A 12858-nucleotide genomic window follows, 5' to 3' on the forward strand; every position below is an offset into this window, starting at 1 on the left:
CATATTAACATGCGAAAAATTATTTTACTTTCTTTCCTAAGCTTAGGTTTTAATTCGGCTTTTGCACAAAGCGCCCCATATTGGCAGCAGCACGCTGACTATAAAATGGAGGTTTCGATGGACGTAAAAAACTATCAGTACAAAGGAAAACAAGAATTGGTTTATACCAATAATTCTTCTGATACTCTAAAAAAAGTATTCTATCATTTGTTTCCAAACGCTTTTCAACCAGGAAGCGAAATGGATGCACGTCTTCATTTTATTAAAGATCCAGACGGAAGAATGGTAAACAAAGTAAAACAAGCTGACGGAAAAGAAGTAAAACAAAGCCGTATCGAAACTTTAAAGCCAAACGAAATTGGTTATTTAAAAATTACAAACTTCAAGCAAGACGGCGTTACATCTCAAACAAGAGTTTCAGGAACAATCTTAGAAGTGACTTTGGCAAAACCAATCCTTCCAAATTCTAAAACAACTTTTACATTAGATTTTGACGGACAAGTTCCAGTTCAGATTCGTCGTTCAGGAAGAAACAATTCTGAAGGAGTAGAACTTTCTATGTCACAATGGTATCCAAAATTGGCCGAATTTGATTTTGAAGGATGGCACGCAGATCCTTACATCGCAAGAGAATTTCACGGTGTTTGGGGTAATTTTGATGTGAAAATTACAATTGACAAAGACTACACAATTGGAGGTTCTGGATATTTGCAAGACAAAAACTCAATTGGTCATGGTTACCAAGATGCTGGTGTAACGGTTACATATCCTAAAAAAGCAAAAACCTTGACTTGGCATTTTATTGCGCCAAATGTTCACGATTTTACTTGGGCTGCCGATAAAGAATATACGCATGATATTGTAAAAGGACCAAACGATGTTGATTTGCATTTCTTCTACAAGAATAACGAAAAAACCACTGCAAACTGGAAACAGTTAGAGCCATTAATGGTTAAGGTAATGGAATATTACAACCAAAGAGTTGGAGCTTATCCATACAAACAATACTCATTTATTCAAGGTGGAGACGGTGGAATGGAGTATGCAATGTGTACTTTAATGCTAGGAAACGGAACTCTTGAAGGAATTCTTGGAACCGCAACACACGAATTAGGACACTCTTGGTTTCAACATATTTTAGCTTCAAACGAATCAAAACACCCTTGGATGGATGAAGGTTTTACAACTTACATCGAAGACAGTGCTTTGAATGAATTAAAGGGAGATAAAAAAGAAGTTAATCCGTTTGCAGGAAATTACAAAGCGTATTACAGTTTAGTAAATTCTGGAAAAGAACAGCCACAAACAACTCACGGAGATCGTTATGACGAAAACCGTCCGTACAGTATTTCTTCTTACATAAAAGGAAGTCTTTTCCTTTCTCAATTAGAATATGTAATTGGAAAAGACAACGTTGATGCAACTTTAAAAAGATATTTCAACGATTTTAAATTCAAACACCCAACTCCAAACGATATTAAAAGAACAGCTGAAAGAGTTTCTGGAGCTGAGCTAGATTGGTATTTGATTGATTGGACACAAACAACAAATACGATCGATTACGGAATTAAAGACGTGGCTGACAATGCAGGAAAAACAACAATTTCTTTAGAAAGAATTGGAAGAATGCCAATGCCAATCGATTTAAAAGTGGAGTACACAGACGGAACATCTGAGACATTTTATATTCCGTTGAGAATGATGAATTTCATTAAACCAAATCCAAACCCGAACGAAAAAAGAACAGTTTTAGAAGACTGGGCTTGGGCACAGCAAAACTATAGTTTTACAATTGACAAAAACAAAACGTCAATCAAAAAAATCACTATTGATCCAAGCGGATTAATGGCTGATGTAAAACAAACAAATAATGTTTTTGAAGTGAAATAAAGATTCTCAATTTCAAACCTATAAAAATCCAAAGCTGGTTTCTGGCTTTGGATTTTTTTTTCTTGATAAATTTAAAAGAGTTGTAATTTTGATACAATAGTAATCTTGTAGATTGAAATTTTAAATCCAAAAAGAATGGCACAATACGAATCTTTAATACAACATTTGCAAGATCGAATAGAACTTTCTGAGGAAGAAACGAATCAATTTGTTTCTCATTTTAAAATAAAAAAGATCAAGAAAAGGCAATTTATCGTACAGCCTGATTTTGTAGCCAAGTATAGAAGTTATGTGGTAGAAGGTGCTTTAAGAGCATATGTAGTAAATGATGAAGGTCAGGAACATACGATTGCTTTTGCTATTGAAGACTGGTGGATTTCTGACTATAATAGTTACATTTATCAGCAGCCGGCCACGATGTTTGTTGTGGCTTTAGAAGATGCTGTTTTGCTTCAAATAGATTTCGAAACAGAAAACAAACTGAAAATGGCCAATCCAAAATTTGAAACTTTTTTTAGAATTACAGCAGAACGCACGGCAGCATTTTTTCAACGCAGAATCATTACAAATCTCACTTCTTCGGCAGAAGAGCGTTATGATAAATTTATAACCCAATTTCCTTTAATCTCAAATAGAGTGCCTCAGTATGCATTGGCTTCTTATTTGGGAATGACAACAGAATTTCTTTCGAAAATAAAAAACAATAAATTAAAAAAATAAACTTGAACTAGTTCAACGTTATTTCATAATCTACTTCATTTTATAACCTTTTAGCTTGTCTGAACTTTGTAAAACAATTTTAAATACAAAGAAAATGACAGCAAATAAAAACACAGCACTGGTTGTTGGCGCAAATGGCGTTATTGGTGCAAATCTTATAGAATATCTTTTATCTACTAAGAACTGGAATATTATTGGATTATCCAGAAAAGGAGGTACAAATGCTCCTAATCTGAAATACATTTCAGTTGATTTATTGGATACTGAAAACAGTAAAAAGCAGTTATCTGATCTCACAAATATTACGCATATATTTTATACCGCTTATCAAGATCGTCCCTCATGGTCTGAGCTTGTTGAGCCGAATCTTAATATGCTTAAGAATGTAGTTGAGATAATTGAGCCAATAGCTAAAGACTTACAGCATATTAGTCTGATGCAGGGATACAAAGTTTATGGAGCTCATCTAGGGCCTTTTAAAACTCCAGCAAAAGAAACAGATGCAGGTCATATGCCTCCAGAATTTAACATTGACCAGCAGCAATATTTAGAAAAAAAGCAACAAGGAAAAAAGTGGAATTGGAGTGCTATTAGACCTTCTGTTGTAGGTGGTACAGCAATAGGAAACCCAATGAATTTAGCGCTTTTGATTGCCGTTTATGCGTCAATTTCTAAAGAGTTAAATATTCCGCTTCGATTTCCGGGAAAAGCAGGAGCATACGATAAACTTATGGAAATGACCGATGCAGGACTTTTGGCAAAAGCAACAGTTTGGGCGGCGACAAATCCGCAATGTGCGAATCAGGCTTTTAATATTACAAATGGAGATCTGTTTCGATGGACAGAACTTTGGCCTAAAATTGCTTCTTATTTCGATATTCCTGTTGCAGCACCACTTCAAATGGAACTAAAAACAGTAATGGCTGACAAAATGACTTTATGGGAAAATATTCAGGAAAAATACAATTTAGAAAAACACGATTATGAAAAATTAGCCAGCTGGAATTTTGGAGATTTTGTCTTTTCTTGGGATTATGATTTTTTTGCCGATGGAACCAAAGCAAAACGTTTCGGATTTCACGAGTTTATTGATACAGAAGAAATGTTTTTTAGTCTTTTTGATCAATTGCGCCAGAAAAAAATCATACCATAATCTTATGATGATGTGAAAAAATTTTAGAAAATAGAAATAAAGAAAGCCCTTAAATTTAGTTTTAAGGGCTTTTCTTTTATAATCAAGTTTATTCCAAATTTCTAATTTTTATACCATTTTCATATTTGCAACAGCCTCTGGCTGTATTTTTTTAAAAGGAACCCATTCTCTATAGCTAGCAGATCTCCATAACCATTCAATTGGGCCATAATTATATTTTGAAAGCCACCATTTGCTAATAAACAATTGAATGATAAATATGAAAATAGCCAATAAAAAGTAAAACCAATACGGCATAGAATCGGCAATTCCCAAACCAATTCCAGAGAAAATTATACCAGCCAATATATTTTGGCTCATATAATTGGTTAAAGTCATTTTTCCGCCTGCGCTAAAATAGCTGAAAACCGTTTTTAATTTTCCATTATTGTACAAAATACAAATTCCGGTCGATATAAAAATCATCGTACTTAAAACTAACCAATAAAGAGGATGAAAAACCTTTAGAAGTTCTACTTTATAAATTATCATAATATTAAATGCAATTCCGATAAGTACAGCTAAAGCTAAACTAATAATGCAGACAGATTTTAAGAGTCTCTTTAATTCTGTTAAGCGATTAAAAAAGTTTAGTTTTTGAAGCATAAATCCAAAGAGCATACAGCCCAGCATTACATAATGAGCCGTAATGGCATATCCTGGAATAATAATTTGTTCGTAAAATGAAGCAAACAAATTAAATTTAAAAAAATCAATCCAATTTCCAGAATGATACAATTTTAAATATTCTGGATTTGTTGCAATGGCGGGATGTTCAATTTTTATACCATTAACGTAAGCCATTACAAAAGGAACTGTAAGTACGATTACAGCAGAAATAATAGCTAAAGTTTTGGTAGAACATCTGTAAAAAAGCAATAACACAAGTCCAAGAAAGGCGTAATCCTTTAAGATGTCACCAAGCCAAAAAGCAGAGTTAATAAATGCTAAAATAAATAGCAAAAACATTCGCCAGGCAAAAAAAGCAACAGGATTTTTGCCTTTAGACGCAACATTGTTAATCAAAATTGCAAATCCGTAGCCAAATAAAAGAGTAAGTAATGTCCAAGATTTTGCCGCAAATAAATAGCGGTTAATAAATTGAAGCACCTGAGAAAAAGTACCGTGTTTAATTTCTTTTTCTATACCGATGTATAGGAAATCTAAATAATTTCCAATTGCTACGCCCAATATGGCCCAGCCCCGAAGTATGTCGACAATTGCAGTTCTTTTGCTCTGCTCGACAGGATGATAAGAATTTGTCATTTGATTGATGATTTTGTTGTGATTTGATTGATGATTTTGGAATAAACTTGATTAATGTTTAAACGTAATCAAAAGTACATAAATTATGCAATCAGTATTTTTTCTTACAATAATATTTACAAAAAAAGCGTGTCATTCTAAAAATAACACGCTTTAAAATCTTTATCGTTTTAGATTATGACAAATGCTCCAGCATATCTTTTGTCATAGTTTCAAGATCAAATTTATGATTCCATCCCCAATCTTTTCTTGCTTCAGCATCATCAATACTTGCTGGCCAGCTGTCTGCAATTTTCTGACGGAAATCTGGATTATAAGTAATTTCAAACTCTGGAATATGTTTTTTAATTTCAGCAGCAATTTCTGTTGGTGTAAAACTCATTGCGGCCAAATTATATGAAGAATGTATTTTGATTTCTTCTGCAGGTGCTTTCATGATATTAATCGTTGCGTCAATTGCATCATCCATATACATCATAGGCATTTTTGTTTCAGAAGATAAAAAGCATTCGTATTTTTTATCGGCAATAGCTTTATAGAAAATATCAACCGCATAATCTGTAGTTCCACCACCTGGAGGAGTAGACCAACTTATTAAGCCTGGATAACGAATACTGCGAACATCTACACCATAAATGTTGTGATAATATTCGCACCATCTTTCGCCCGCTTGTTTGCTGATTCCGTAAACAGTAGAAGGTTCCATTACAGTATATTGCGGAGTGTTTTCTTTTGGAGTTGTTGGTCCAAAAACAGCAATACTTGAAGGCCAGAAAATCTTCTGAATCTTTTTAGCTTTAGCTAAGTTTAAAACATGAAAAAGCGAATTCATATTCAAATCCCAAGCAAAAGCTGGATTTTTTTCGGCAGTTGCAGATAAAAGAGCAGCCATCAGATAGATATCTGTAATTTTATGCACTTCAACCAAATGTTCAATCTGATTAAAATCTAAAGCATTGACCACTTCAAAAGGGCCTGAATTCACAACATCAGTATTTAATTTTCTAATATCAGAAGCGATAACATTCTCGGTTCCGTATAATTTACGCAGTTTTTGCGTCAGTTCTGTTCCAATCTGACCGCAGGCGCCAATGATCAATATTTTAGGATTCATTTCGTGATAATTTTTTAGAGATACAAATATAACGTTTTCGCAATTACGTGCGCTTTTTTGAAGAATAAATTGTAAATTCAATAATTAAAAAGTTTGTTTGTTATATTATTCTCTTTTAAAAGTGTGTCTTTGTGCCTTTTTGAAAATCCGCGAAAAAGCGCTATTTTATTGGAAAAAACATCAGATGAAATATTTCAAATTATTATGAGAATAGGGATTAAAAGACAAAAAAATAACCTTGATTTATAGAATCTTTAGCAAAAAACAGAATTCATAATTGTAAATTTACTTCGTAACTTTGCAGCCTAACTGTTTTAATCAATGAAATACCAAATATCTCTTTTTTTGCTTTTGACAACTCTATTGTTTTCTTGCCAAAATGAAAATGAAAAACGCCTTGCAGAAAATGCAAAAGAAGCAAAAAAGAAAGAAGCTATTTTTAATAATATAAATAAAGGCTGGACTTTTCTAGACGAACCCATTAACGAAATCTCAGAATCACAATTGAATTCTTGGACAGAGTGGCGTGAATTTATAAAAGAAATTGGAGAAAAGCCTAGAAAAACAATTGGTGCATTTCAGAAAAAATCGGCAGCTATTTCTAAAAAAGCAATGGCTTTAAACAATAATATTCCGGCTCAATTTAACCAGCCTCAGATCAAAAGCCGTATTTCTATTTTGATTACCAAAATCAGAATGCTGGATTTGTTTATTCATTTAAATAATATTCCAGATGATAAAGTGGTTTTTTTAATTCAAGAAATCAATAAAGAATTGATTTCGCTAGAAAGACAAATGGATAAAATTGTCGAAAAAGCAAAAATCCCTAAAGAACAAGGAGAAGAAGATTTCCTTAGAATGTTAGATACAACACGTGCGATTCCGAATTCGGCACCGCCAATAGATCCAAATATACCAAAAGTTGAGTAAAAACGCCTTATATACTACATACGATAATCTGCCAAAAGCAGAGCAGATTGCAAAAAGTTTACTGGAAGGAAATCAGGTAAAAATGAACATCAGCGGATTGTTGGGATCTGCTGTTTCTTTTATTATCCGTTCCGTTTTTAGGAAAACCGAACTGCCTTTTCTGATTGTTTTAGACAATAAAGAAGAAGCGGCCTATTACCTAAACGATCTCGAACAAATGATTGGAGAACAAGATGTACTGTTTTATCCAGCATCATTTCGCCGTCCGTACCAGATTGATGAAACAGACAACGCCAATGTTCTGCTTCGCGCTGAGGTTTTAAACCGAATTAATTCAAGAAAAAAACCAGCCGTAATTGTTACGTATCCTGAAGCACTTTTTGAAAAAGTAGTAACACGAAGAGAACTAGATAAAAACACTTTAAAAGTAGCTTTGAATGATAAAATTTCGATTGATTTTATCAACGAAGTTTTGTTTGAATATGATTTCAAGAGAGTAGATTTCATTACAGAACCTGGAGAATTTTCGGTTCGTGGAGGAATTGTCGATGTATTCTCTTTCTCAAATGATCATCCTTATAGAATTGAGTTTTTCGGAAACGAAGTAGACAGCATTAGAACTTTTGATGTTGAAACGCAATTATCGGTAGAAACACATAAAAAAATCACGATTATCCCGAATGTTGAAAACAAATTGTTTCAGGAAAACCGTGAGAGTTTCTTAGATTATATTGCTGAAAAAACCGTTCTTTTTATTCAAAATACCGAAGGACTTTTTAGTCAGTTAGACAAACAATTCGCAAGAGCAGAAGAAGCTTTTGAGAAACTTTCGAAAGAAATAAAACACGCAACGCCGGAACAATTATTTTTAAATCAGGCATCATTTATAAAAAGATCTTTGGATTTTTCAGTTGTAGAATTGGCATCAAGACCGGTTTATAAAACAACTAAGAAATTCGAATTTCATATTCAGCCTCAGCCATCTTTTAATAAACAATTTGATTTATTGCTGAATAATCTAAGCGATAATCATTTTAACGGATATGTAAATTATCTGTTTTGTTCGAATGAAACTCAGGCCAAACGTTTTCATGATATTTTTGAAAGCTTAGATGAAGCGAATTCTGAAAATATCAGGAAACATTATCATACCATTGTACTGCCTTTATATCAAGGTTTTATTGATGAAGAAAATCAGATAACGGCTTATACGGATCATCAGATTTTTGAGCGTTATCATAAATTCAACATCAAAAACGGATATTCTAAAAAGCAGAATATCACGTTAAAAGAATTAACCGCACTTTCTGTAGGTGATTATGTAACACACATAGATCACGGAATTGGTAAGTTTGGCGGATTGCAGAAAATTCAGGTTGAAGGCAAAACACAGGAGGCCATAAAATTGGTTTATGCCGATAATGATATTGTTTACGTGAGCATTCACTCGCTTCATAAAATTTCGAAATATAACGGAAAAGACGGAACGCCTCCGAAAATTTATAAACTTGGATCGAACGCTTGGAAGGTCTTAAAACAAAAAACCAAAGCGCGTGTCAAACATATTGCATTCAACTTGATTCAGCTTTATGCGAAACGCCGTTTGGAAAAAGGTTTTCAGTTTGCTCCAGACAGTTATCTTCAGAACGAATTAGAAAGTTCGTTTATTTACGAAGATACGCCAGACCAAATGAAATCGACGGCAGAAGTAAAAGCAGATATGGAAAGTGATCGCCCAATGGATCGTCTAGTTTGTGGTGATGTTGGTTTTGGAAAAACAGAAGTTGCGATTCGTGCCGCTTTTAAAGCGGTTGACAATAGCAAACAAGTTGCGGTTTTGGTTCCTACTACGATTTTGGCGTATCAGCATTATAGAACTTTCTCTGAGCGATTGAAAGATATGCCGGTTTCAATAGGTTATTTAAATAGATTTAGAACTGCAAAACAAAAAGCGCAGACTTTAAAAGATTTAGCCGAAGGAAAACTTGATATCGTAATTGGAACACATCAATTAGTAAACAAAAACGTAGTTTTTAAAGACTTAGGTTTATTGATTGTCGATGAAGAACAAAAGTTTGGAGTTAACGTAAAAGATAAACTCAAAACGATTGCTGCAAATGTTGATACGTTGACATTAACGGCAACGCCAATTCCGAGAACGCTTCAGTTTTCGTTAATGGCGGCGCGTGATTTATCAGTAATTACAACGCCTCCGCCAAATCGTTATCCAATTGAAACAAATGTGGTTGGTTTTAATGAAGAAATTATTCGTGACGCGATTTCGTATGAAATTCAACGAAACGGACAGGTTTTCTTTATCAATAACCGAATCGAAAATATAAAAGAAGTGGCAGGAATGATTCAGCGTTTGGTTCCAAATGCAAGAGTCGGAATTGGCCACGGACAAATGGATGGCGCGAAACTAGAAGAATTGATGTTAGGTTTCATGAACGGAGATTTTGATGTTTTGGTAGCCACAACTATTATCGAAAGTGGTTTGGACGTTCCAAATGCGAACACGATTTTCATCAACAACGCCAATAATTTTGGATTATCAGATCTGCATCAAATGCGTGGTCGAGTAGGCCGAAGCAACAAAAAAGCATTCTGTTATTTCATCTGTCCGCCGTATTCTTCTATGACCGAAGACGCCAGAAAACGTATTCAGGCGTTGGAACAATTCAGCGAATTAGGAAGCGGTTTCAACATCGCAATGAAAGATCTTGAAATTCGTGGTGCGGGAGATTTACTAGGTGGAGAACAAAGCGGTTTTATTAATGAAATTGGTTTTGATACGTACCAAAAAATCATGAATGAAGCCATCGAAGAGTTGAAGGAAAACGAGTTCAAAGATTTATATCCTGAGGAAAATGATATCGATACGAAAGAATATGTAAAAGACATTCAGATCGATGCCGATTTTGAGCTTTTATTCCCCGATGAATATATTAACAACGTTTCAGAACGTTTGGTTTTATATAACGAATTAGGCGCTATAAAAGATGAAACTGGTTTACAAGAATTCGAAAGGAAACTAATTGACCGTTTTGGACCTTTACCAAAACAAGCTGTTTCTTTATTAAACAGCATTAGAATAAAATGGATTGCTACGAAAGTCGGAATTGAGAAATTGGTTCTGAAACAAGGCAAAATGATTGGTTATTTCGTCTCAGATCAACAGTCTGATTATTACCAATCTGTGAAGTTTAGAAATGTTTTAAACTTTGTTCAGAAGTATAGCAATCTTTGCAAAATGAAAGAAAAACAAACCGTAAACGGATTACGTTTGTTATTGACTTTTGAAAATGTGAAGTCAATAAAACGTGCGCTGGAGTTGATGGAATTGTTTGAAGAGTAATATTATTTTTCAAGAGTAGAGGATAAATTTCGTTTTATAAAAGCATCAGTCCCGTATTTCCTTTTAATCTTTTGCGTTGCACCGAGATTTCGGAACTAACGCAAAAGATTTTTCAGCTCTATTAGGATGATTAAATAAAAGTTTACTGCCGTTGTTAGTAGTTTCTTTTCTACTATTTTCCTAAATACATTTTTTTAAGTAACATTTTTTGATAAATTAAATTCATGTATGACTTTATTTTTTAGAGAAATATAATCTTCCACATTAAGTTGAAGTTTTTCTATAAATTTTATATCTGAATCCATTCTTTTATTAAAATCTTTATCATCATTAAAATCTTGAATGCATTTAAAATAATTTTCGAATGCTTTATCATTATTGCCTTCTATAAAATAAAAATGTCCAAGATTTCCAAAGGTAAGACCCTTAAAATCATTTTTAGATTTCAATAAATCTTCAAGTAACTGTTTCGCTTTTTCTAAATCGATCTTTGATAAAAGATAACTACGTCCTAATAACATTTTATTATAAACACTTTTATGATCTAATTCTTTAGCTTTTATTAATGCATTAATCGATAGTTCCCATTCAAATTTGTTACAGTAAACATCCCCAAGCTCACGCCAATATTTCGCTACTTCTGGTTTTGTCTCTAATATTTTTTCAGTAAGTCTTAATGCATCCGTATTTTTTCCAATGAAATTATATATTTGTGCAATATCATACATATCTTCTTCATTCGTTGTCTTTTCTTCTGCTTTTTGACAATAAGAATATGAGTTTAATTTATCATCAATTTCGTGAAAATTATCTGCTTTCAAAAATAAAAGTTTAAAACTAGGGTTTTTGACTTCCGATTCTATTTTGTTGCAGTATTCATTAGATTTTTCAGGGTTTTTATTTACATTATAACATTTTGCAATAATGTATAATAAATCCTTTTCAGGTTTTCCACCAGATTCTTTTTCTAAATCTAAAAAGACTTTAAGAGCTTTTTCGATGTTGTTTTTTGAAAGATAACAATTGCCCAACTGCCAAAGTGCTTCTTTATGGAATTTATCTATTTTTAGTAAGTCTTCATATTTATTTATTGCTTCAATATATTTTTCTTCATTATATAAGGTATTAGCTTCCAAAAATAATTGTGTGACCTTATTTAGAATATATTTTCTTAAATCAGTATTTGCTAATAATAACTGTTTTTTAAAAACATCATCTTTTATTTTTTCTGGAAAATAATTGAAAAAACAATAGTATTCACTGATCAAGTTTTGATATGGTTTGAAACTATTTGATATATTAAGACTATAATTTAATTTTTTGGCTTTATCGCCTTCTAATTTTGATTTTGCAAGATTGCCAGAACTGAGTCCTAAACAAAGAGCGTACTTATGCGAATCCATGAAAGGAATATTGTCTAAATATTGCTTAAATTCATCTAAGTCAAAATCGTTTTCTGCATTATCTATTGCGTTTTTTAATATTTCATTGTTATCATAAAAAGGAACAAAACAATTCATTGGATTTTGAAATAGTTCGATCTTAAATAGGTTCGGGTTAAAAAGATTATATTCATATAGTTTATTCATTAGAATAAAATTTATCAATTCTAATCCTTCTTGGATTTCTTCTTTATGTTGAAGTGTTTTCAGGCGATTTAGGAAATTTTTATCTCGTAACCAGCTTCTATTTTTTTGATAAATAATTGCAATTGTCAGCCCTGTTAAAGAACGTTCCCACACATTCGTTTCGAAATCTGTAATAAAATCTAATAGTAAATTGGCTTTTTTAGAGTCAAATTTGAAATTTATGATACTTAATGATAAAGCGCTAACTATGAGGCTTCTGTCATACCAGTAATAATTTTCGTTATCCTCTCTAATTTTTTGAATTTCTAATATTGTGATTGGATCTAGTGTTTCATTTGAGTAAATTTGCTCAAAAAGAACTGAGGAATACATCAATTCTTTCTTTTCTGTAATGAAATTTAACTGATCGTCTGTATCTTTAAATATTTCGCCAAATAATTTTATTTTTAGATTATGTATTTTTGCAACATCTTCTTTGGTTGATTTGCAATTTAAATCTTTAGTTTCTTGTCTTAAAACTTCTAATGCTTTTAAAATATCATTATCGTCAGTTTCTTCATTAGATAAATTTTCTTGAATAATTTTATTTAAATTTTGAGCACCTTTAATCTTTGCTTCAAGTGAAGAAATTTTTGTTTCTATTTCTGAAATTATAGAGTCAATTTTTTCTATTTCTGTTCTTACCGAATGTAATTGATTTGCATCAGATATTGTAACTTCAGTTTTACGAAGTGCATTTCTTTTTTGTATCCAGCTGTTTCTAATTTCACGTTCGTCATTTAGTTCAATTAAACACATA

At 32.4% G+C, this 12858-nt stretch carries 8 protein-coding genes; 5 read left to right on the forward strand and 3 right to left on the reverse strand.

Annotated features, from left to right (window positions below; translation table 11 throughout):
- The first annotated feature begins 9 nt into the window (after positions 1–9).
- From DMB71_RS18570 to DMB71_RS18580, 3 genes are all read left to right on the forward strand, one after another.
- Positions 10–1890 carry a M1 family metallopeptidase gene (locus DMB71_RS18570; protein WP_111368800.1) on the forward strand — a complete coding sequence of 627 codons (1881 nt, stop codon included), beginning with the start codon at positions 10–12 and terminating at the stop codon, positions 1888–1890.
- Positions 1891–2025: 135 nt separating this feature from the next.
- Entirely contained in the window at positions 2026–2610 is a 585-nt protein-coding gene (locus DMB71_RS18575; RefSeq protein WP_111368802.1) for a Crp/Fnr family transcriptional regulator, read from the forward strand.
- A 94-nt stretch (positions 2611–2704) separates the two neighbouring features.
- Positions 2705–3763 (forward strand): SDR family oxidoreductase, encoded by a 1059-nt coding sequence (locus DMB71_RS18580; RefSeq protein WP_111368804.1) that lies wholly within the window; start codon positions 2705–2707, stop codon positions 3761–3763.
- Between the two features lie 108 nt (positions 3764–3871).
- Here the strand turns inward: DMB71_RS18580 and DMB71_RS18585 are convergent, their stop codons facing one another.
- Both DMB71_RS18585 and DMB71_RS18590 read right to left on the reverse strand, forming a co-directional pair.
- On the reverse strand, positions 3872–5068 hold the full coding sequence (locus DMB71_RS18585; protein ID WP_111368805.1) for a DUF418 domain-containing protein: 1197 nt from the start codon (positions 5066–5068) through the stop codon (positions 3872–3874).
- Positions 5069–5243: 175 nt separating this feature from the next.
- Complete coding sequence (locus tag DMB71_RS18590; RefSeq protein ID WP_111368807.1) at positions 5244–6182, reverse strand: L-threonine 3-dehydrogenase; 939 nt, start codon at positions 6180–6182, stop codon at positions 5244–5246.
- Between the two features lie 321 nt (positions 6183–6503).
- On the opposite strand from DMB71_RS18590, the gene DMB71_RS18595 reads away from it, so the two are divergent.
- Both DMB71_RS18595 and mfd read left to right on the forward strand, forming a co-directional pair.
- A complete protein-coding gene (locus DMB71_RS18595) occupies positions 6504–7112 on the forward strand; it encodes a hypothetical protein (protein ID WP_111368808.1) in 609 nt (202 codons plus the stop codon).
- On the forward strand, positions 7105–10470 hold the full coding sequence (gene mfd / locus DMB71_RS18600; protein WP_111368810.1) for a transcription-repair coupling factor: 3366 nt from the start codon (positions 7105–7107) through the stop codon (positions 10468–10470). Before DMB71_RS18595 ends, mfd begins: the two co-directional genes overlap by 8 nt.
- A gap of 194 nt (positions 10471–10664) precedes the next feature.
- Here the strand turns inward: mfd and DMB71_RS18605 are convergent, their stop codons facing one another.
- On the reverse strand, positions 10665–12857 hold the full coding sequence (locus tag DMB71_RS18605) for a tetratricopeptide repeat protein (RefSeq protein WP_111368812.1): 2193 nt from the start codon (positions 12855–12857) through the stop codon (positions 10665–10667).
- Position 12858: the final 1 nt, after the last annotated feature.

It is taken from the genome of Flavobacterium tistrianum (assembly GCF_003254545.1).
Lineage (GTDB): Bacteria > Bacteroidota > Bacteroidia > Flavobacteriales > Flavobacteriaceae > Flavobacterium > Flavobacterium tistrianum.

Coding starts and splice junctions, on each gene's coding strand:
- DMB71_RS18590 (WP_111368807.1), bottom strand. CDS start 6,182: ATGAATCCTAAAATATTGATCATTGGCGCCTGCGGTCAGATTGGAACA.
- DMB71_RS18570 (WP_111368800.1), top strand. CDS start 10: ATGCGAAAAATTATTTTACTTTCTTTCCTAAGCTTAGGTTTTAATTCG.
- DMB71_RS18605 (WP_111368812.1), bottom strand. CDS start 12,857: ATGTGTTTAATTGAACTAAATGACGAACGTGAAATTAGAAACAGCTGG.
- DMB71_RS18585 (WP_111368805.1), bottom strand. CDS start 5,068: ATGACAAATTCTTATCATCCTGTCGAGCAGAGCAAAAGAACTGCAATT.
- DMB71_RS18580 (WP_111368804.1), top strand. CDS start 2,705: ATGACAGCAAATAAAAACACAGCACTGGTTGTTGGCGCAAATGGCGTT.
- DMB71_RS18575 (WP_111368802.1), top strand. CDS start 2,026: ATGGCACAATACGAATCTTTAATACAACATTTGCAAGATCGAATAGAA.
- DMB71_RS18595 (WP_111368808.1), top strand. CDS start 6,504: ATGAAATACCAAATATCTCTTTTTTTGCTTTTGACAACTCTATTGTTT.